The organism is Brevundimonas sp. R86498 (assembly GCF_044598075.1).
Lineage (GTDB): Bacteria > Pseudomonadota > Alphaproteobacteria > Caulobacterales > Caulobacteraceae > Brevundimonas.
Window position 1 is genome coordinate 1222214 of sequence record NZ_CP139004.1, and the last position, 21035, is coordinate 1243248.

A 21035-nucleotide genomic window follows, 5' to 3' on the forward strand; every position below is an offset into this window, starting at 1 on the left:
GGGGAGGCGGCCGGTCGCCGCTCTTCAGCATGACGGACTATCGGTAACGCCATCCGGTGCGGATGACAACGCTGTCAATGTGGTGTGGGGCGATCTGTCCGGCCCCGATCGCCGGGGCCGGGCAGGCCGTCAGTGGTTGTCGCGCGGCAGGCCGTGGGTATCGATGATGCGGTGATAGCGAACGGCGGGGGCCAGGACGGCTCCGGTCTCCAGCTCCGTCACCATGGAGCGCTGGATCTCCTGCCAGGGGGTCTGGGAGGCCGGGAAAGCGTAGCCACCCGCCGCGTCCAGCTCGGCCCGGCGCCGCGCAAGCTCGGCTGGCTCGAGCAGCACGTCAACGCGCCGTTTGCCCAGATCGACCCGCAGACGGTCGCCGTTGCGCAGGAGGGCGACATTGCCCCCGGTGGCGGCCTCGGGCGAGCCGTTCAGGATCGAGGGTGAGCCCGAGGTGCCCGACTGGCGACCATCGCCGATACAGGGCAGGGCGGTCACCCCGCGTTTGATCAGGGCCGCGGGCGGACGCATGTTGACGACCTCGGCCGCGCCCGGATGGCCCACGGGGCCCGCTCCGCGCATGACGAGGATGGAGTCCTCGTCGATCCCCTGGGACGGATCGTCGATGCGGTGATGGTAATCGTCCGATCCGTCGAACACGACCACCGTGCCCTCGAAGGCGTCGGGGTCATCGGCGTTGGACAGGTAGCGGGCGCGGAAGTCCGGCGCGATCACGCTGGTCTTCATGATGGCGCTGTCGAAGACATTGCCGCTGAGCACAAGGAAGCCCGCGTCCTCGACGAGGGCAGTCTCGAAGGTGCGGATGACGTCGGGCAGGATGGTCGGGGCGCTGCGGCAGTTGTCGCCGATGGTGCGGCCGTTGACGGTCATAGCCCCTTCGCGGATCAGGTCGTGGCGCATCAGTTCGGCGACCACGGCGGGGACGCCGCCGGCCTGGTGGAAGTCCTCTCCCAGATAGGTGCCGGCGGGCTGGAGATTGACCAGCAGCGGGACCTTGTGGCCGTGGGTCTCCCAGTCCTGCAGCGGCACATCGAGGCCGACGTGGCGCGCGAGGGCCACGATGTGGATCGGGGCATTGGTCGAGCCGCCGATGGCCGAGTTGACCACGATGGCATTCTGGAAGGCGTCGGGCGTCAGAATGTCCGAGGGTTTCAGGTCCTCATGTACCATTTCGACGATGCGCTTGCCGGTCTGGTAGGCGACCTGGGGGCGTTCCCGATAGGGAGCCGGGATGGCGGCCGAGCCGGGCAGGGACATGCCCAGGGCCTCGGCCAGGGAGTTCATGGTCGTGGCCGTGCCCATGGTGTTGCAGTAGCCGACCGAGGGGGCCGAGGTGGCCACCAGATTGATAAAGCCCTCATAGTCCAGCTCGCCCGTGGCCATCATCTCGCGGGCCTTCCAGATGATGGTGCCGGACCCGACGCGTTCGCCCTTGTGCCAGCCGTTCAGCATGGGGCCGACCGACAGGGCGATGGCGGGGATGTTCACGGTCGCCGCGGCCATCAGACAGGCGGGCGTGGTCTTGTCGCAGCCGATGGTCAGGATGACCCCGTCGATGGGATAGCCGTACAGAAGCTCGACCAGACCGAGATAGGCGAGGTTGCGGTCGAGCCCGGCGGTCGGGCGCTTGCCCGTCTCCTGGATGGGATGGACGGGGAATTCGAGGGCGATGCCGCCGGCCTCGCGGATGCCCTCTCTGGCCCGCTTGGCCAGTTCGATATGGTGGCGGTTGCAGGGGCTGAGGTCCGAGCCGGTCTGGGCGATGCCGATAATCGGCTTGCCCGAGCGGAGCTCCTCCAGCGTCAGGCCGTAGTTAAGGTACCGCTCCAGATACAGGGCCGTCATGTCCGGGTTCGAGGGGTTGTCGAACCAGGCGCGGGAGCGAAGCGGTTTGGTCATTTTGGGGAGTCTTCTATCCGAGATTACTCAGACAATTAGCGGAGCGCTCGCGCGACTGCAACAGACCGGGCGGACTTCGCGGCGGCGGGTCCCTCGATCTGTTGCAGGGCATGGGCGACGAGGGCCTGCATGGCCGCACGCGCGGCCTCGGCGTTGCTGGCGGCGATGGCCTCGAACACGGCCCAGTGCTCGGGCATGGGGTCGGGGGGCAGGCGGCGCTTGCGCTGCTTGTACAGGGTCGTCCAGCGCACGCTGGCCCCGATGGTGGAGGCCAGACTGACCAGCGGCGGATTGCCGGTCGCGGTCAGGATAGCCTGGTGGAAGTCGCGGTCGGCGGACTGGCCGGCCTCGGTCTTGAGGGTCCTGCGTTCCATGATCTCTAGCGCCGTGCGCATCCGGGCCAGTTCCTCGTCAGAGCGGCGCACGGCGGCCAGGGCCGCGGCGGCCGGCTCGATGATCATCCGCAACTCGAACAGGCCGTTGACGATCACGGGACTGGGTTCGGACTCGAAGAACCAGGACAGGACGTCGGAATCCAGCAGGTTCCAGCGCTCCATGGGCAGGACGCGGGTCCCGGTGCGGGGTTTGCTCTCGACCAGACCCTTGGCGGAGAGGATGCGGATGGCCTCGCGGTAGGCGCTGCGCGAGACGTGCAGCTGTTCGCTGAGATCGATCTCGTTGCCGAGAATGTCGCCGGGCTGATGCCGGCCGGAAACGATGGCCACGCCCAGATTGCGGGCGATGGCGCCGTGCAGGCGTTCGGTTCCGGCCCTGGGGTGACGGGTAGAGGCAACAGGGGCGGTGGCGGGCATGGCAGACCTGGATGTGACAGCTACGCTCTCCCTATAGCCGATGATCGGCGTTGACCGTTCGGGAAAACCCGGCCTATCGTGTGGTAGCGCTATCATCGCGGGATCAACCGGCGAGATCAGGGAGAGATGCACATGGACACCCCTCAGAAGACCATGCTGACGCTCGGCCGTCGGACGGTCCTTGCCAGCTTCGTTTCGGCCTTCGCCCTGGCGGCAACCCGGGGCGTCGCCTCGGCCCAGGAGACGGAAAAGCCGCCGCGTGACGCGATCTATCGCGATGCCTCCCAGCCCGTCGAGCGGCGGGTCGAGGACCTGCTCCGGCGCATGTCGGTGGAGGAAAAGGTCGCCCAGATGATCGGCATCTGGGAGGGCAAGGGTCTGATCCAGAACGCGGCCGGTGACTTTGTGGCGGCGCGCGCTTCCGAAGCCTTCCCGCATGGTCTTGGCCAGATCTCGCGTCCGCAGGACAAGCGCGGCGTCGATCCGAGCGAGAACGGCGCGGCGGGCGCTGCGGCCGAGGCGGTCAACCGGACCGGACGCAAGACGGCAGAGTATGTGAATGCCGCCCAGCGCTGGGCCATCGAGAACACCCGGCTGGGCATCCCCCTGCTGCTGCACGAGGAAGCCCTGCACGGCTATGTGGCGCGCGGCGCCACCAGCTTCCCCCAGTCCATCGCCCTGGCCTCGACCTGGGATACGGCCCTTGTCGAGCAGTGCTTCTCGGTCGCGGCGCGGGAGATGCGGGCCCGGGGCGCGCAGCTGGCCCTTGCGCCGGTGGTCGACGTGGCCCGCGATCCGCGCTGGGGCCGGATCGAGGAGACCTACGGCGAGGATCCGCACTTGGTGGGCGAGATGGGACTGGCGGCCATCCGCGGCTTCCAGGGCGAATACCTGCCCCTGGCCCCGGACAAGGTGATGGTCACACTGAAGCATATGACCGGTCATGGTCAGCCCGAGAATGGCACCAATGTCGGGCCGGCGAACATCTCGGAACGGACCCTCCGCGAGAACTTCTTCCCGCCGTTCGAGCGGGCGGTCACCGAGCTGCCGGTGATGTCGGTCATGGCGTCCTACAACGAGATCGACGGCGTGCCCTCGCACGTCAGCCGCTGGCTGCTGCACGACATTCTCCGCGAGGAGTGGGGCTTCCGCGGCGCGGTCGTCAGCGACTATTTCGCCATCCGTGAGCTGAACACCCGCCACAGGATGTTCCGGACGATCGAGGAAGCGGCAGCCCGGGCCCTTGAGGCCGGCGTCGATATCGAACTGCCGGACGGCGAGGGCTATATCAAACTGCCGGAAATGGTAAGTGACGGCCGGGTCGACATCGCCGCCATCGACGCGGCCGTGCGGCGACTGCTGACCATGAAGTTCCTCGCCGGCGTGTTCGAGACCCCGTATGTGGATCCCCGCCGGGCCGAGGCCCTGACGGCCACCCCGGACGCGGTCGCCCTGGCGCGGAAATCCGCCCAGAAAGCCATCACCCTGCTGAAGAACGACAAGGGCGTCCTGCCTCTGGACCCGGCCGGGATCCGCCGGCTGGCGGTACTGGGCACCCATGCGCGCGATACGCCGATCGGGGGCTACAGCGATGTTCCGCGCCACGTCGTCAGCGTCCTGGAAGGTATCCAGGCCGCGGCCGGAGGCCGGTTCGAGGTCGAGTACGCCGAGGCGGTCCGCATCACCGAAAGCCGATCCTGGAGCGCGGATGCCGTCGATCTGGTCTCGCCCGAGGTCAATGCGCGGCTGATCGAGGAGGCGGTGGCCACGGCCCGGACCTGCGACACCATCGTTATGGTGCTCGGGGACAATGAGCAGACCAGCCGCGAGGCCTGGGCCGACGAACATCTGGGCGACCGGGCGTCACTGGACCTGATCGGCCAGCAGAACGATCTGGCCCGCGCCATCTTCGCGCTGGGCAAGCCAACGGTGGTCGTGCTGCTGAACGGCCGGCCGCTGTCGGTCAACCTGCTGGCGGAACAGGCCGATGCCCTGGTCGAGGGCTGGTATCTGGGTCAGGAGACCGGCCACGCCGTGGCCGATGTCCTGTTCGGCAAGGTCAATCCGGGCGGGAAACTGCCGGTCTCGATCGCCCGCAACGTCGGCCAGCTGCCGATCTTCTACAACCACAAGCCGACCTCACGGCGGGGGTATCTGTTCAGCGAGACCAGCCCGCTCTATCCGTTCGGCTTCGGCCTGTCCTATACCACCTTCGACATCTCGGCCCCGCGTCTGGCCAAGGCCACGATCGGCCGCTTCGAACATGTCCGGGTCGAGGTCGATGTGACCAACACCGGATCGCGTGCCGGTGACGAGGTGGTCCAGCTGTACGTCCGCGACGATCACGCCTCGGTCACCCGTCCGGTGCTGGAGCTGAAGCATTTCAAGCGGGTGACCCTGGAGCCGGGAGCCCGCACCACGGTGTCGTTCGAGATTACACCCCGGGATCTGTCCTTGTGGGACGAGGACATGCACCGCGTCGTCGAGCCCGGCACCTTCACCCTCAGCGCGGGCCCGAATTCCCGCGACCTGAAGGCCACCACCCTGACCGTGTCTGACTGACACGGTCAGGCGGGCGGGCTTGACAGACCGGCCCTCGATCGGATGATAGCGCTACCAGAGAATGACCGGACCTCTGAAGGTCCTGGCGGGGGAAGATGACCGGCGTAACCGAACACCTACCGGCCGATTGGCGGGATGCCCTGCTGCTGGGCCGTATCGAGCTGCCCGTCGGTCCCACCCCCGTGCTGGTGCGCAGTGGCCGGGTGCTGGACATCTCTGCCTTCGCCGCGACCACTGCGGACGCCGTGGCAACTCCCGGGCTCGCCGACGCGCCGGGCGCGGATCTGGGGTCGCTGGACGAGATGGAGTTTGTCGTCTCCTGGGACGAGGGGTCGAAGGGCGGCACCCATCTGCTGTCGCCGCTGGATCTGCAGTGCGTGAAGGCGTCGGGGGTCACCTTCGCGGTCTCGGCCGTGGAGCGGGTGATCGAGGAGCGGGCCCGGGGCGACGCCCAGCGGGCCAACGACATCCGTGCCCAATTGGCCGAGCGGGTCGGAGCCGATCTGTCGGCCGTGCGGCCCGGGTCGGCTGAGGCCGTGAAGCTGAAGGAGATCCTGATCGCCGACGGCCTGTGGTCCCAATATCTGGAGGTCGCCATCGGCAAGGACGCCGAGATCTTCACCAAGGCCCCGGTGCTGTCGTCGGTGGGCTGGGGAGACTTTGTCGGCGTGCGCGCCGACAGCGCCTGGAACAATCCGGAGCCCGAGGTGGTGATCCTGTGCGCGGCGGACGGCCGGCCGGTGGGCGCGACTCTCGGCAATGACGTGAACCTGAGGGACATCGAGGGCCGCAGCGCCCTGTTGCTGGGCAAGGCCAAGGACAACAACGCCTCGGCGGCACTGGGCCCGTTCGTGCGCCTGTTCGACGATGGTTTCACCATGGATGACGTTCGTGCCGCCGAAATCTCGCTGGAGGTCCGCGGGACGGACAACTTCGTCATGAGCGGCTCCAGTTCGATGAGCCTGATCAGCCGCGATCCGCTGGAGCTGATCGGCCAGACGGTCGGCGCGGCGCACCAGTATCCGGATGGCTTCGCCCTTTATCTCGGCACCATGTTCGCCCCGATCCAGGATCGGGATGCCCCGGGGCAAGGCTTCACCCACCATCCCGGAGACCGTGTGCGCGTGGCCTCCGAGCGCCTGGGCGTTCTGGAAAACACCGTCACCACCAGCGAGCAGGCCCCGCCCTGGACGCTGGGGATTTCGGGACTGATGCGTAACCTGGCCGCTCGCGGCCTGCTTGGAGTACCCGCGTGAGCAAGGCTGTCTATCCGTCGCTGAAGGGCAAACTCGTCGTCATTACCGGGGGCGGGTCGGGAATCGGGGAAGGACTGACCGAAGCCTTTGCCCGGCAGGGGGCCCGGGTCGTGTTCCTCGACTATGCCGATGCTCGACTCGCGCGCGCTGGAAGACCGGCTGTCGCTGCTGTTTCCCGCGCCGGTCTACCGCCGCTGTGATCTGACCGACATCGGCGCCCTGAAGACTCATCTGGAGGCGATCGCCGCCGAGCATGGGCCGATCGAGGTGCTGATCAACAACGCCGCCAATGACGATCGTCACACCCTGGCCGAGGTCACTCCGGAGTATTGGGACGACCGGATCGCGGTGAACCTGAGGCATCTGTATTTCGCCGCCCAGGCGGTGGCGCCGGGCATGCGGGCGGCAGGCAAGGGTGTGATCCTGAACCTGGGCTCGATCAGCTGGCACCTCGGTCTTCCCGACCTGTCGATCTATGAGACAGCCAAGGCCGGCATCGAAGGCATGACCCGCGCCCTCGCCCGCGAGCTGGGCGTCGACGGGGTCCGGGTCGCCTGTATCGTGCCCGGCAACGTCAAGACCGCGCGGCAGATGAAGTGGTACACTCCCGAGGGCGAGGCCGAGATCGTCGCCGCCCAGTGCCTGAAGGGCCGGATCCTGCCCGAGGACATCGCCGCCATGGCCCTGTTCCTCGCGTCGGACGACGCACGGTTTGTTACAGGACACGAGTATTTCGTGGACGCCGGGTGGCGTTGACCCGACGATCCGCACATCGGGCCGAGAGAGCCCAAGGGGAGGAATAGAGGATGACGGATCTGAACGGAACGGGGAGTGCGCCCGGCGGCACACCCGAGCAAACCAATATGGGGCTGGTCATCCTCACCGTTCTGGTGGCGACGATCGGCGGCTTCCTGTTTGGCTATGACAGCGGCGTCATCAACGGCACTGTGGACGGCCTGCGGCAGGCCTTCAATTCGGAAGAGGTCGGCACGGGCTTTAACGTGGCGTCCATGCTGCTGGGTTGCGCCATCGGCGCGGCCTTCGCGGGTCGGGCGGCCGACGTCTGGGGCCGTCGCTCCATGATGATCCTCGCGGCGGTGCTCTTCATCGTCAGCGCCTGGGGCTCGGGCATCGCCACCAGCTCGGCCGAGTTCGTGGTCTACCGCATCCTCGGCGGCCTCGCCGTGGGGGCCGCCAGTGTCATGGCTCCCGCCTATATCTCGGAGATCGCGCCGGCGCACATGCGCGGGCGACTGACGACGATCCAGCAGATCGCCATTATCTCCGGCCTGTTCTTCTCCTTCCTCGCCAACTATTTCGTAGCCAACGCGGCCGGGGGATCGACCAGTGAGTTCTGGCTGGGATTCACGGCCTGGCGCTGGATGTTCTGGATTGAACTGATCCCGGCCGTGGTGTTCTTCTTCGCCCTGTTCCTGATCCCCGAGAGCCCGCGCTTCCTGGTCATCAAGGGCCGCCACGAAAAGGCCACCGAGGTTCTCGCCCGGCTGTTCGGGCCGACCGCCGCAGGGCTGAAGGTCGCCGAAATCCAGCAGTCGCTGGTGGCGGACCACAAGCCTCGCCTCTCGGACCTGCTGGACCGCAGCAAGGGCGGCGTCCGCATGATCGTCTGGGCCGGCATCGGGCTGGCCGTGTTCCAGCAACTGGTCGGCATCAACATCGTCTTCTACTACGGCGCGGTGCTCTGGCAGTCGGTCGGGCTGAGTGAAAACGACGCCCTGTTGATCAACGTGCTGTCCGGGGCGCTGTCCATCGCGGCGGTGATCGCGGGCCTGCTGGTCATCGACCGCATCGGCCGCAAGCCCATGTTGCTGATCGGATCGCTGGGCATGGCGCTGACCCTCGGCCTCGTCGCCTACGCCTTCTCGACCGGCACCTTCATGTCCGCGGGCACGGTGCTGGAGGCGGGCACGGTGCTGAACAACGGGACGGTCTATGAGGCCCAGACCACGCTCGGCAACAGCTTCCTCGACCTGTCGCCGGAGATGGGCATGCTGGCCCTGGTGGCGGCCAATGCCTACGTCATGTTCTTCAACTTCAGCTGGGGCCCGGTCATGTGGGTCATGCTGGGAGAGATGTTCCCGAACCAGATCCGGGGCTCGGCGTTGTCTGTTTCAGGCTTCGCCCAGTGGATCGCCAACTTCGGCATCACCATGAGCTTCCCGATCATGGCCGCCGGACTGGGTCTGACGATAACCTACGGCTTCTATGCGGTCAGTGCCCTGGTCTCCTTCTTCTTCGTGCTGGCGATCATCAGGGAAACCCGGGGTCGGGAACTGGAAGACATGCAAGGCTGACCCTATCTAATAGTCTGACATTTGAAGGGGCGGCGCTCCCTCGCCGCCCCGTTTGCACGATGAGGCCAAACCCATGACCGATACGCTGAACCTGTCCCACTGGATCAACGGCGAGAAGGTGGACGCCGATCGACCTGGCGAGAGCCGCAATCCCTCCAACACCAACGAAGTCGTGGCCCGCACCCCCAAGGGCGGGGCGGCGGAAGTCGATGCGGCGGTCACCGCGGCGCGTGCGGCCTTCCCGGCCTGGTCCGAGGCCTCGCCGGAGGTGCGTTCGGACATTCTGGACCGGGCCTCCAACATCCTGATGGAGCGCAAGGACCAGGTCGGTCGGCTGCTGTCGCGCGAAGAGGGCAAGACCCTGGCCGAGGGGATCGGCGAGACGGCCCGAGCCGCCCGCATCCTGAAATATTTCGCCGGCGAGGCGCTGCGGATCCACGGCCAGAACCTGATGTCGACCCGGCCAGGTGTCGAGATCCAGACCTATCGCCAGGCGGTAGGCGTGTTTGGCCTGATCACCCCGTGGAACTTCCCCATCGCGATTCCGGCCTGGAAGATGGCTCCGGCCATCGCCTTCGGCAACACGGTCGTGATCAAGCCGGCCGGCCCGACCCCGGCGACGGCCGAGGCGCTGATCGCCATCCTGCATGAGGCCGGCCTGCCCAAGGGCGTGGTCAATATGGTCATCGGCGACGGCGATGTCGGCCGGGCGATCGTCGGCCATCCGGACATCGACGGCATCAGCTTCACCGGCTCCCAGACCGTCGGGGCCAGCGTCGGCAAGGGGGCCATGGAGCGTCAGGCCCGGGTCCAGCTGGAGATGGGCGGCAAGAACCCGCTGATCGTGCTGGACGATGCCGATCTGGAGCGGGCGGTGGCCATTGCCCTCGACGGCTCCTTCTTCGCCACCGGACAACGGTGCACCGCCTCCAGCCGGCTGATCGTGCAGGACGGAATTCATGACCGGTTCGTCGCCCTGCTGGCCGAGAAGGTGGCCGGGCTGAAGGTCGGCGATGCGCTGGATCCTTCCACCCAGATGGGCCCGGCGGTGTCCGAGAGCCAGATGGAGACCTCCTACAGCTATATCGATGTCGCCCGCTCGGCCGGCGGCCGGATCGCGACCGGAGGCAACCGGCTGAACCTAGACCAGCCCGGCTGGTATGTGCAGCCGACCCTGATCGCCGACACGACGGCCGCGATGCGGATCAACACCGAGGAAGTGTTCGGCCCGGTCGCCTCGACCATCCGGGTCAAGGACTATGAAGAGGCTCTGGCGATCGCCAACGGGGTCGAGTTCGGGCTGTCGGCGGGCATTGCCACGACCAGCCTGAAGTACGCGCGGGACTTCCAGCGCCGCGCCCGCGCAGGCATGGTGATGGTCAATCTGGCCACCGCGGGCGTCGACTATCACGTGCCGTTTGGCGGGTCGAAGAAGTCCAGCTATGGCGCACGGGAACAGGGCTTCGCTGCGGCTGAATTCTTCACCCAGCAGAAGACCGCCTACAGCTGGAGCTGATCGTCATGAGCCAAGCGGACCTGGTCTGGGACGTGCAGGCCGAGCTGGGCGAGGGCCCGGTCTGGTCGGCACGCGAGCGCTGCATCTGGTTCGTCGACATCAAGGGCCGCAAGCTGCATCGCTATGCGGTCGACGATGGCGCGAAGCGGTCGTGGGACACGCCGGACCAGACCGGTTTCGCCCTGCCGGCCGAGGACGGCAGCCTGATCTGCGGGGTCCGCACCGGGCTGCACCGGTTTGATCCGGCGACCGGGGCGTTCACGCGGGTGGCGGAGGTGGAGCCGGACCGGCCCCAGAACCGGCTGAACGACGGCTTCATCGCCCCGGACGGCGCGCTGTGGTTCGGCTCGATGGACGACGGCGAGTCAGGCGTGTCCGGGGCCCTGTACCGTTACCGCGACGGGGTGCTGACCCGCCATGACGACGGCTACAGGATCACCAACGGGCCGGCACTGAGCCCGGATGGCCGGACGCTCTATCACCACGACTCGGCCCTCCAGCGGATCTATGCCTTCGACCATCACGACGGATTCCTGACTAACAAGCGGGTGTTCGCGGACGTGACCGGGGGCTATCCCGATGGCCCCAGCGTCGACGCCGACGGCATTCTGCACGTCAGCCTGTTTAACGGCGGTGGCGTCGCGCGGTACAGCCCGACCGGGGCCCGGCTGGCGGACATTGCCCTGCCGGTGGTCACGGTGACCAAGGCGGCGTTCGGGGGCGACGATCTGCGGGACCTGTATTGCACTACGGCCTGGCTCGGCAACGCCGACAAGCGAGCCGAACAACCGACCCTGGGCGGGCTTTACCGCGTCCGGGTCGACCGGCCGGGGCTGCCCCAGGCGCTCTTCCGCTGGTGATCGCGCTTGCCCGGGGCGACTGGGCGGCGGAGATCCGGCCCGGTCTGGGCGGGGCCCTCACGCGGCTGAGCTGGCGGGGCGAGGATGTGCTGAGGCCGACGCCGCCGGGCGCGGACGATCCGCTGCAGACCGCCTGCTTCCCGCTGGTGCCCTGGGCCAACCGGATCGCTGCGGCGCGGTTCCCGTGGGACGGTGAGGACGTGGCATTGGAGCCAACCCCCGGGTTCGAGCCCCACGCCCTGCACGGCATCGGCTGGCACCGGCCCTGGACGGTCGCGTCTTCGGGGGAGGTGTCGGCGGTGCTGACCCTCGAACAGCCCCGCTCGGACTGGCCGTGGGCCTGGACGGCGGAGCAGCGGATCACGCTCGACGATGACGGGCTCACGGTCGCGTTGTCGGTGACCAATGCCGACGACCGGGCCATGCCGGCCGGTCTGGGGTTGCATCCTTATTTCGTGCGCCGCCCGGGGACCCGGGTTTCGTTCGCAGCCTCGGGAGTCTGGACCGTCGATGAGACCCTGATCCCGACCGGTCTCGCCGCATCCGACGCTGTGTTCGACTGGCGCGGGGGGCCGGTGGTGGATGCGGCCTCGTTCGTGGACCATGCCTATGCCGGCTGGGGCGGGGTGGCGCGGGTGACCACGGACGACCGGACCGTGACCCTGAGGGCCGCACCGCCGGCGACGGGGCTCCACGTGTTCGCGCCGGCGGGGGCGGACTTCGTCTGTCTGGAGCCGGTGACCCATCGCCCCGACGCCTTCAACGCCCCGGCGGGCGAGGTAACGGGTCTTGTGCCGCTGGAGCCGGGCCAGACCGCGGAGATGACCCTGACGATCACCGCCGCGGCCCGAACCTGAGGCCTATCGGGCGTAGCGTTCGGCCACGGGGGCGTAGCGGTCCCACACCGCCCGGTCGGCGATCGATCGCAGCAGTTTCAGATACTCCGCATGGGTCCAGGCCAGGGGCGTGGCGGAGTTGGTCCCCGCGCCGGTCGCATAGCCGTCGGGCGTCTGGCCGACGCCGTCCCAGACCTGTTCGGGCAGCAGCAGGCCGTCGTTGGCAAACCGCTCCATGCCCCGGACCCAGGTCTGGCGCAGGCCCTCGATCGCCGCGGCGTCAGGCGTGCCGCCGGCCAGCAGGGCGGCCAGTTCATAGTGGCCGCGCTCGCCGGTGAAGAAGGGCCAGACCCGGCCGCGCTGGCCGGGCGTCATGCCGCCGACGCCATAGTTGCCGGCCGTTTCCATATTCTCGCCGTAGCCGTCGTTGCCGTAGCGCCGCCAGCCGGGGGTGGTATCGCCGGCCGGGCCGAACTCGTAGCGGACCCGCAGACGGTCCTCGAGGGTGACGTCGTCATATTCGCCAAGGGTGGCGAGGATGGATGGGGCCGTGGCGGAGCGGACGCCGTAGCGGACCAGTTCGAGGAAGCCGCCGTCGATGATGCGGTCCTCGGGCAGGCCGGGCTGGCCATTGTTCTCGCCCAGCAGACCCTTGTCGTTCGGGTCTTCATTGCGCGACAGCCGCAGGAAGTAATCGCCGTCGCCCAGCGCCCCTTCGGTGGTGAACATCCGCGCCTCGACCTTGCCGGCATAGTCGTCGGCGGCGGCGAGATAGCGGGCGGCCGAGGCCGCGTCGCCCGAGGCCTTTGCGATCTCCGCAGCCGTGACGAGGCCGGCGATGACGGCGGCGGTGGTGGAGGGGGAATAGCCCTCCTGTTCCTCCCAGCGCTCCTGCTGGCTCCACGGCGGAGTGACGGTGCGGTCGTTCCAGTCCAGACCGATCGTGCCGCCTTCGACGAGGAAGTCGGCGGCCGGCTTGATCATGCCGGTGTACATCCGCGCCATCTCGGCGTCGCTGACGAGGCCCCCCTGCCACAGCTTCCAGCCCAGCATGATCGGCATGGCGGTCTGGTCCAGCTGGACGCCGACCCATTCGATCTGGCCGTCCACATGGGTCTTCTGCAGGAACCAGCCGGTCGCCCCCGTATTGCCGGGGGTTTCCGCATCGACCTGGACCTGGGGCAGGTAGCGAAGGGCGGCCAGCGGCGTCTCCGTGTCGCCGAGTGCCAGCAGGGCCATGGCGACCTGGTAAAAGTCGCGCGGCCAGACGGCCTTGTAGCCGGTCGAGGGATTAGTGGCGTCGACGGTGTCGCCCCACGGGTTGGACAGGGAGGCGATCAGCGCCCCGGCATGGGTGCGGTCCTCCTGCACCTTCAGCATCAGGGCCGAGGCATACGCCAGTTTCCCGCCGTCGGTGGCGACGCCGGCGAGGCGGGGCAGTTCGGAGAGGGAGGCGACATAGTCTTCCCAGCCGACATGATCGCCCTCGCCATTGTAGCGGGCCAGAACCCCGTCGAGCCCGGTGGCGAAGCTGCCGTCAGCGGCAGCTTCGGCGGCGGCCCGGCTGTCGCCGAAGCCGAGCACGAAGTCGCGGGTCAGGGTTTCGCCCGCCGCCAGACGGGGCAGGGCCCCGGCCAGCATGAGATTGCCTGAGGTCTCGCCCGTCGTGCGGTAGACGGCATTCAGCCGGCCGTCGGCCCGGAGGTCCGTCAGGGCGTCGGAGGTCCCCATGAAGCCGACGGTCGCGGCCGTGAAACGCTGATCGGGCCGCAGGACCATATGGGTCGCGCCCTCGAAGGCGTGGAGGGCGTCGACCGCCGCTTCGCCCCGATCGGCCACGCCCGTGTTGGCGATATGGGGCTCCAGCAGCAGATACGGCGTGACCGGACCCTCCATGGCCCGAAGAGTGACCCGCAGGACGAGGGCATTGTGGTCCGGGTCGGTGAAGATCCGCTTCTCGATCTCGAAGCGACCGTCACGGTCGGTGGTCACGATCCGGTAGGCGGGCGACAGCGGCCGCCCGTCGGCGTCGGTGTGCAGATATTCGGTGCGGGCGGTGGTGTCTGTCCCCTCGACCGCGAGGCCGGTGGGGGTCTGGACCGCGAAACGCAACTGTTTGATCTGGGCCTCGTGGATCAGGCCGTACATGGTTTCTGTCAGGACCCCGTCGGCGATCGAGAACCAGACGCGGGATACCGCACCGGTCGGCCCGCCGTCCTGGTAACGGCCGTCGACATAGGCCTCATAGGACGCCCCGACACCGGTCTTGGCGGCATTGACCCAGGTCGGGGTCTCGCCCGGTGCGCCGGGGGCGACATCGTGACCGGGATGGGCCATGGCCGCGCCCGTCAGGGTCAGGGAGGCCACGGTGGCCAGGATCAGGGACTTTTTCATAGGGACACTCACCGGAAGACAGCAGGGATCAGGGGACGGGCTCGCGCACGAACAGGGCGCAGATCGCCGCGACGAAGAAGGACACCCCGCCGATGACGAGGGCCCAGATCGCCTGCGACTGGAACAGGGCGTTCAGCATCAGGCCCAGCAGGGTGGCGGCGATCAGCTGGGGCACCACGATGAAGATGTTGAACACCCCCATATAGACCCCCATCTTGCGGCCCGGGACGGCGCTGGACAGGATGGCGTAGGGCATCGAGACGATCGACGCCCAGGCGATCCCGACCCCGACCATCGGCAGCCACAGCAAGGCCGGATCGCGGATCAGGAAGATGCCGATCAGGCCAAGGCCGCCCATCGTCAAGGCCACCGCGTGGGTGCCGCGCCGGCCGATGCGGCGGGCCAGCACGGGCAGGGCGAACGCCACCAGGGCTGCCACACCGTTGTAGACGCCGAACAGCACGCCGACCCAGTCCGCGCCTTCATTGTAGGCCGCCGAAGTCGGATCGCTGGACCCGTAGTGGACGGCGGTGACGGCCGCAGTGGTGTAGATCCACAGGGCGAACAGGGCGAACCAGCTGAAGAACTGGACCACGGCCAGGCCGCGCATGGTCTCGGGCATGCCGAACATGTCGTCGAGGATCTCTGTCAAACCATTTGACCGGGCGGCGCGCCGGAAGCCCGCCGCGAGCAGCTGCAGGGCCCCGAAGCCGGCGACGAAGGCGGCGAGCACATACAGCTCCTTGCCGACGGCCTTGCGCCAGTCCTCAAGGTCAGCCGGCAGGGCGGCGGCCTGGTCGCGGACGAGCCAGATGGCCAGCAGGGCGAGGCTTCCGACAGCCAGCCAGGCGAGGCCGCCGGTCAGATAGCGGGCGGCGGGGCGCAAGGCCTCGGGATGGATCGCGGCGGGCCGTGCGCCTTCGAAGGCGTCGATCTGTTCCGGGCTGTATTCCTTCGTCGAGAAGACGGTCCAGAGCACGGCGACCAGCATGGCGGCGGCTCCGACATGGAAGCTGATCCGGACGCTGTCGGGAACGATGCCCTCCGGCGCGGTCGAGGCGACATTCAGGACGTTGGACAGAATCCAAGGCAGACAGGAGGCGAAGACCGCGCCCGTGCCGATGAAGAAGCTCTGCATGGCATAGCCGGTGGCGCGCTGTTCCTCCGGCAGGTTGTCGCCCACGAAGGCGCGGAACGGCTCCATGGTGACATTGATCGCGGCGTCCATGATCCAGAGCGTCGCGGCCGCCATCCACAGCACCGGGGCATTGGGCATGAAGACGAGCGCGAGCGTGGTGGCGATCGCACCGACAAGGAAGTAGGGCCGACGCCGGCCCAGCGGGGTCCATGTTTTGTCGCTGAAATGGCCGATGATCGGCTGCACGATCAGGCCGGTCAGGGGGGCGGCGATCCAGAGGATGGCGAGGCTGTCGACCTCGGCTCCCAAGGTCTGGAAGATCCGGCTGGTGTTGGCGTTCTGCAGACCGAACCCGATCTGGATGCCGAAGAAGCCGACACACATGTTCCAGATCGCCAGCCGGGTCAGACGGGGGCGGGTGATCATCGTCCTTCTCCCCTTGCGGGAGAAGGTGGCAGGCGAAGCCTGACGGATGAGGGGTCACGCCAGCCTGTCCGCCCGGAGGTGAAACGCTCACCGTCGCCGACTGTGCGACCCCTCATCCGACCCGCTGCGCGGGCCACCTTCTCCCGCAAGGGGAGAAGGAAGCAGGGCGCGGCCCTCAACGTGCTCTCCCGAGGGGGACGAAGCGGATGGCCTGGCCGCCGCCGGGGGCCAGACGCAGGGTCAGGGTGTCGGCGGCCGTGACCTCGCGCTGCTCGATGACGATGTCGGTCCGGCTGCGTCCCTCTCCGTCGCGCCAGTCGGCGTTGGGGCCGTCGCGGTAGATCTCGGCGCGATAACGCACGCCGGGCTCGAGGAAGCTCAGGGAGGCGTCCAGCACGCGGGGGTTCTCGTCGGTGATGGAGCCCATGAACCATTCGCGGGTGCCGCGTTCCTTGCGGGCGATGGTGACATAGTCGCCGACTTCGCCGTTCAGGACCCGGGTGTCGTCCCAGTCGACGGCCACGTCCTTGATGAACTGGAAGGGGCCGGGATTGGCCTCGTAGTTCTCCAGCAGGTCGGCCGCCATCTGGATCGGGCTGTAGATGGTGACATACAGGGCCAACTGCTTGGCCCAGGTCGTGGCAATGCCATCGGGGCTTCGGGTCTGCATGCCGAAGATGCCGGGGGTATAGTCCATCGGTCCGGCCAGCAGCCGGGTGAAGACCAGATTGACCTCATGCTCGGGCGGATTGCCGGGCTGGCCCCAGGCGCTGAACTCCATGCCGCGGGCCCCCTCGCGGCTGATCATGTTCGGGTAGGTGCGGCGCAGGCCGGTGTCCTTCATCGGCTCGTGCGCATTGACGGCGATGCGGTGGCGGGCGGCGGTCCGGACCACGTTCAGCTCATGGCGGCTGATGGCCTGGCTCTCGTGCCAGGCCAGGGTCGGCTGGCCGTCGGGTCCCGCGACCCGCGCGCCGCCGGCGTCGGCGACATAGCCGGTCTTGATCGCCCCAATGCCCAGACGTTCGTACAGGGCGAAGGCGTCTTCGATCTGCTGTTCGTAGTGGTACGCGTTTCCGCCCGTCTCGTTGTGGCCGATGATCATGACGCCCTTCTCGCGGGCATGGTCGGTCACGGCCTGAAGGTCGTAGTCGGGATAGGCGCGGGTGAAGTCGAAATCCCAGCCGGTGCCGAACCACTGGCCGTCCCAGCCCACGTTCCAGCCCTCGACCAGAACCCCGCCGAAGCCGTGCTCGGCGGCGAAGTCGATGTGGCGGCGGGTGTAGTCGGTGGTCGCGCCGTGGCGGGGCCCGCTGTTCCAGCTGCGCGTCTCAAGGTGCATGTCCCACCAGATGCCGACGTATTTCATCGGCTTGAACCAGCTGACGTCACCGAGCGCATTGGGCTCGTTCAGGTTCAGGATCAGGGCGGATTCGACCAGACCCCCGGCCGCATCGCTGATCTGCAGGGTACGCCAGGGGGTCGTGAAGGGGGCCTCGCGCTCGACCGCCGCATTGGTGAAGCCGGGCGTCAGGTCGGCGACGAAGCGGCGACCTTCGGCGCGGCGCAGGTTCATGCCGGCATAGTCGACAAGGGCCGCCTCGTGGATCGAGACATGCAGGCCGGAGTCCAGCCGCATGGTCATCGGGGTCTGGGTGTTGGCCGCCGCCTCGATGGGGGTGCGATGATACAGGTATTCCTCGCGGTTCCATTCCCGGGAGGGGATCCACCAGGCCTCACCGTCCTCGGCGATGTTGAACTCGGTCAGTTCCGAGCCGATGCGCAGGGTCGTGAGATTGGGCTGGGCCGCGAACTCGTAGCGGAAGCCCAGACCGTCGTCATAAACGCGGAAGACGACGTCGAAGACGCGGGCCAGGGCCGTGGTCTCGCGCAGATGGACGCGCAGTTCGCGGTAGTGATTGCGGATGAAGCGGCGCTCGCCCCAGGGCTGTTCCCAGGTGTCGTCATGGGCGGTGACGGGCTCCGCTGTCGCGACCAGGCCGCGCTCCAGCTTGGGGGCGTCGGTCAGGATGAAGCCGAGGCGCGAAGGGGCGATCATCGGCCTCCCGAGGCGGGTCACGGCATAGCTGGGGCGGCCGTCGCCGTCGGTGGTGACGCTGACGGTCAGGGTCCCGTCGGGCGAGGAGACCATAATCGGCGCGGGTGCCGGGGTCTGGGCGAGGGCGGGTGTGCAGAGGGCGACCAGCGCCAGTGCCACGAACGGAATACGCATCGGTTTCACTCCCTGTCGGCTTCTATTGCGAAGCTCTTGCCAAGCGCCGCGCAACGGATGCAGATGCGACGATGACGTGGTTTGCAGCAAATTTTGCAGAATGGTTGGATCGCTCGTGACCAAGCGCAGTACCCGGCTTGAGGACATCGCGGCCCTGGCGGGGGTGTCGATCTCCACGGCGTCGCGGGCGCTGAATGACAGCCCGGCGGTCAACGACCGGACCAAGGAGAAGATCTGGAAGCTGGCGCGCGAGCACGACTATCCCTTCAGACGCTATATGCCGGCCGGACCGATCGGGGCCTCGGGCACCATCGCCCTGGTCACGCCCCGTCCGCAGGGGCGCGAGGGCCGGCTGTCGGATCCCTTCTTCCTCGAGCTTCTGGCCGGGGTGGGCGAGGCGGCACGCGAGCGCGGCTGCGATCTGGTCATGAGCCATGTGTCGCCGGCGACCCTTGACGACCTGAACTACGCCATGACCACAAGCCGGGCGGAGGGGGTGATCTTTCTGGGGCAGTCGACCCTGCACTCCGCCTTCAACCGGATGGCGGAGACCGACGGCCGGTTCGTGGTCTGGGGGGCCGAACTGCCGGATCAGGCCTATTGTTCGATCGGTTCGGACAACATCCATGGCGGGCGCCGGGCGGCGGCCCATCTGGCCCGTCTGGGACGAAAGCGGATCGTCTTCCTCGGGGACCTCGACCCGCCCGAGGCGATGCAGCGGCAGCGCGGGTATCAGGAGGCTGTCGAGGCCGCCGGTCTGGGGGTGGATCCCGACCTGATCGTTCCTGCCCATTTCGAGGTGGAGAGCGCCGAGGCCTCGGTCGATTCCATGCTGCGGCGGGGTCTGGATTTCGACGGCATCGTCGCCGCCTCGGACCTGATCGCCCTGGGGGCCGTGCGCGCCCTGTTGCACGCGGGAAAACGGGTGCCGGAGGAGGTTTCGGTGATCGGTTTCGACAATGTGCCGTTCAGCCGCTACAGCCGTCCGGCCCTGTCGACCATCGCCCAAGACACGATGAAGGCGGGCCGGCTGATGGTCTCCAAACTGCTGGATCACGGCGGCGAGGGCGGCGGGCGGTCGGAACGCATTCCCACCGACCTGATCGTGCGCGAGACCTGCGGCGGCTGACATCAGCCCGGGCCGCCGCTCAGGACCAGCCCTGCGAGGGCCGGCAAAGCGTGCGCATGGATGTCCGCACCGTTGACCGCTTCCACCACGGACCATCCGGCCGGCGGCGTCCAGTCGACCGGATGGTGGCCGAGGTTGAAGACGCACAGCAGGCGCTCGCCGCGGTCGATGCGGTTGAACAGGAGCAGGCCGTCCGGGGCATCCAGCAACGTCATGGATCCCGTCCGGAGGGCGGGATGGGTCTTGCGCAACGCGATCAGGCGACGGGCCAAATGCAGGGTGGATCCGGGGTCGCGTTCCTGGGCCTCGACCGCCAGCGCGCGGTGTCGGGGATCGACGGGCAGCCAGGGCTCGGCCTCCGAGAAGCCGGCGAAGCCGTTGTCGGCCTTCCACGGCATGGGGGTGCGGGCCCCGTCGCGGCCGAGGGTATCGGGCCAGTTTGTGATGGCTTCGGGATCGACGAGGCGTTCGAAGGGCACCTCGGCCTGGGGCAGGCCCAGTTCCTCGCCCTGGTAGATGAAGACATTGCCGCGTAGGCAGACCAGCAGCAGCAGGGCCATCTCGGCGAAGGCCCTGGGGTCGCGTCCCTCGGCCCAGCGCGACACGGCCCGGGGGGCGTCATGGTTGGAGAAGGTCCAGGACGGCCAGCCCTCGCCCTCGACACCCGGCCACATGGCGGGGCCGCGATTGACCAGATCCGTCGTCAGCCGGTCGGCGTAGAGATACAGGAACCCATAGGCCGAATGCAGCCGGTCGGCTCCTTCGGTATAGAGCTTCATCTCCTCATTGGCCTTTTCGCCCCCGACCTCGGCGACCAGAAAGCGATCGTCGCCATAGCTGTCGGCCACGCCCCGCAGCCGGGTCAGGAAGGCCAGAATATCCGGGTGGGACTGGTTATGGTCGTGATGCTGGAAGTCGAACGGCCGGGTCCGCTTGCCCGGCGCCAGGACCGGCGGATTGTCGGTCAGGGCCGGGTCGTGCATCGAGAAATTCAGCGCGTCGCAGCGGAAGCCGTCCACACCCCGGTCCAGCCAGAAGCGGGCCACGGCCAGCAGCGCCTCCTGCACCTCGGGGTTCCGCACATTCAGCTGGGGCTGCTCCCTGAGGAAGTTGTGCATGTAGTACTGGTGGCGACGCGCGTCCCAGGTCCAGGCCGGGCCGCCGAACACTGACTGCCAGTTCGACGGCGGCGATCCTTCCGGCTTGGCATCGGCCCAGACGTACCAGTCGGCCTTCGGATTGGTGCGGTCCTGACGGCTCTCCTGAAACCAGGCGTGGTCGTCGGAGGTGTGGGAATAGACCTGGTCGATGATGACCTTGAGGCCGAGCGCATGGGCCTTGTCCACCAGCCGGTCGAAATCGGCGAGGGTCCCGAAGATCGGATCGACGCCCAGATAGTCGGACACGTCGTAGCCGAAATCCTTCATCGGCGAGGTGAAGAAGGGCGACAGCCAGATACCGTCCACGCCGAGCGAGGCGATGTGGTCCAGATGGGCCGTGACGCCCGGCAGGTCGCCGATGCCGTCGCCATTGGTGTCGGCAAAACTGCGCGGATAGACCTGATAAATGACGGCCCCGCGCCACCATTCGTGGTCGGGCGCGGCCGCGCCACCGGGAACGGGGTGCAGGTCGGGGCTCAGGAGT

The 21035-nt window shown here is 67.9% G+C and carries 13 protein-coding genes and 1 pseudogene; 8 read left to right on the plus strand and 6 right to left on the minus strand.

All coding sequences use genetic code 11. From position 1 onward, the window contains the following. Positions 1-129 precede the first annotated feature (129 nt). Both SJY26_RS06065 and SJY26_RS06070 read right to left on the minus strand, forming a co-directional pair. The gene (locus tag SJY26_RS06065) at positions 130-1914 is read right to left on the minus strand and encodes an IlvD/Edd family dehydratase (protein WP_396595242.1); all 1785 of its coding nucleotides are present in this window, start codon (positions 1912-1914) and stop codon (positions 130-132) included. A 35-nt stretch (positions 1915-1949) separates the two neighbouring features. Continuing rightward, entirely contained in the window at positions 1950-2726 is a 777-nt protein-coding gene (locus tag SJY26_RS06070; RefSeq protein WP_396595243.1) for a FadR/GntR family transcriptional regulator, read from the minus strand. 153 nt (positions 2727-2879) lie between these two features. Here SJY26_RS06070 and SJY26_RS06075 point away from each other — a divergent pair, with 153 nt between their 5' ends. The 7 genes and pseudogenes from SJY26_RS06075 to SJY26_RS06105 all read left to right on the plus strand — a co-directional run bounded on the left by SJY26_RS06075 (position 2880) and on the right by SJY26_RS06105 (position 12092). Next, entirely contained in the window at positions 2880-5288 is a 2409-nt protein-coding gene (locus tag SJY26_RS06075) for a glycoside hydrolase family 3 N-terminal domain-containing protein (RefSeq protein ID WP_396595713.1), read from the plus strand. A 95-nt stretch (positions 5289-5383) separates the two neighbouring features. After that, positions 5384-6544, plus strand: a complete 1161-nt coding sequence (locus SJY26_RS06080; protein WP_396595244.1) for a fumarylacetoacetate hydrolase family protein — start codon at positions 5384-5386, stop codon at positions 6542-6544. Beyond that, positions 6541-7300, plus strand: a pseudogene (locus tag SJY26_RS06085) (SDR family NAD(P)-dependent oxidoreductase). The gene SJY26_RS06080 and the pseudogene SJY26_RS06085 overlap by 4 nt, the downstream one beginning before the upstream one ends. Positions 7301-7350: 50 nt before the next feature. Next, complete coding sequence (locus SJY26_RS06090; RefSeq protein WP_396595245.1) at positions 7351-8859, plus strand: sugar porter family MFS transporter; 1509 nt, start codon at positions 7351-7353, stop codon at positions 8857-8859. Positions 8860-8932: 73 nt separating this feature from the next. Then, positions 8933-10375: an aldehyde dehydrogenase family protein gene (locus tag SJY26_RS06095; protein ID WP_396595246.1), complete on the plus strand. Its 1443-nt coding sequence runs from the start codon at positions 8933-8935 to the stop codon at positions 10373-10375. Between the two features lie 5 nt (positions 10376-10380). Next, positions 10381-11235 carry an SMP-30/gluconolactonase/LRE family protein gene (locus tag SJY26_RS06100; RefSeq protein ID WP_396595247.1) on the plus strand — a complete coding sequence of 285 codons (855 nt, stop codon included), beginning with the start codon at positions 10381-10383 and terminating at the stop codon, positions 11233-11235. Further along, a complete protein-coding gene (locus SJY26_RS06105; protein WP_396595248.1) occupies positions 11232-12092 on the plus strand; it encodes an aldose 1-epimerase in 861 nt (286 codons plus the stop codon). Before SJY26_RS06100 ends, SJY26_RS06105 begins: the two co-directional genes overlap by 4 nt. Positions 12093-12095: 3 nt before the next feature. Here the strand turns inward: SJY26_RS06105 and SJY26_RS06110 are convergent, their stop codons facing one another. The 3 genes from SJY26_RS06110 to SJY26_RS06120 form a co-directional block, all read right to left on the minus strand. Beyond that, positions 12096-14465 carry a glucan 1,4-alpha-glucosidase gene (locus tag SJY26_RS06110; RefSeq protein ID WP_396595249.1) on the minus strand — a complete coding sequence of 790 codons (2370 nt, stop codon included), beginning with the start codon at positions 14463-14465 and terminating at the stop codon, positions 12096-12098. A 28-nt stretch (positions 14466-14493) separates the two neighbouring features. After that, complete coding sequence (locus tag SJY26_RS06115) at positions 14494-16026, minus strand: MFS transporter (RefSeq protein WP_396595714.1); 1533 nt, start codon at positions 16024-16026, stop codon at positions 14494-14496. Between the two features lie 178 nt (positions 16027-16204). Beyond that, entirely contained in the window at positions 16205-18262 is a 2058-nt protein-coding gene (locus SJY26_RS06120; protein WP_396595250.1) for a glycoside hydrolase family 97 protein, read from the minus strand. A 100-nt stretch (positions 18263-18362) separates the two neighbouring features. Here SJY26_RS06120 and SJY26_RS06125 point away from each other — a divergent pair, with 100 nt between their 5' ends. After that, a complete protein-coding gene (locus tag SJY26_RS06125; RefSeq protein WP_396595251.1) occupies positions 18363-19391 on the plus strand; it encodes a LacI family DNA-binding transcriptional regulator in 1029 nt (342 codons plus the stop codon). A 2-nt stretch (positions 19392-19393) separates the two neighbouring features. On the opposite strand, the gene SJY26_RS06130 is transcribed toward SJY26_RS06125, so the two are convergent. Continuing rightward, a complete protein-coding gene (locus tag SJY26_RS06130) occupies positions 19394-21031 on the minus strand; it encodes an alpha-amylase family glycosyl hydrolase (protein WP_396595715.1) in 1638 nt (545 codons plus the stop codon). Positions 21032-21035: the final 4 nt, after the last annotated feature.

Coding starts and splice junctions, on each gene's coding strand:
- SJY26_RS06120 (WP_396595250.1), bottom strand. CDS start 18,262: ATGCGTATTCCGTTCGTGGCACTGGCGCTGGTCGCCCTCTGCACACCC.
- SJY26_RS06090 (WP_396595245.1), top strand. CDS start 7,351: ATGACGGATCTGAACGGAACGGGGAGTGCGCCCGGCGGCACACCCGAG.
- SJY26_RS06095 (WP_396595246.1), top strand. CDS start 8,933: ATGACCGATACGCTGAACCTGTCCCACTGGATCAACGGCGAGAAGGTG.
- SJY26_RS06070 (WP_396595243.1), bottom strand. CDS start 2,726: ATGCCCGCCACCGCCCCTGTTGCCTCTACCCGTCACCCCAGGGCCGGA.
- SJY26_RS06080 (WP_396595244.1), top strand. CDS start 5,384: ATGACCGGCGTAACCGAACACCTACCGGCCGATTGGCGGGATGCCCTG.
- SJY26_RS06075 (WP_396595713.1), top strand. CDS start 2,880: ATGCTGACGCTCGGCCGTCGGACGGTCCTTGCCAGCTTCGTTTCGGCC.
- SJY26_RS06065 (WP_396595242.1), bottom strand. CDS start 1,914: ATGACCAAACCGCTTCGCTCCCGCGCCTGGTTCGACAACCCCTCGAAC.
- SJY26_RS06100 (WP_396595247.1), top strand. CDS start 10,381: ATGAGCCAAGCGGACCTGGTCTGGGACGTGCAGGCCGAGCTGGGCGAG.
- SJY26_RS06110 (WP_396595249.1), bottom strand. CDS start 14,465: ATGAAAAAGTCCCTGATCCTGGCCACCGTGGCCTCCCTGACCCTGACG.
- SJY26_RS06125 (WP_396595251.1), top strand. CDS start 18,363: ATGGTTGGATCGCTCGTGACCAAGCGCAGTACCCGGCTTGAGGACATC.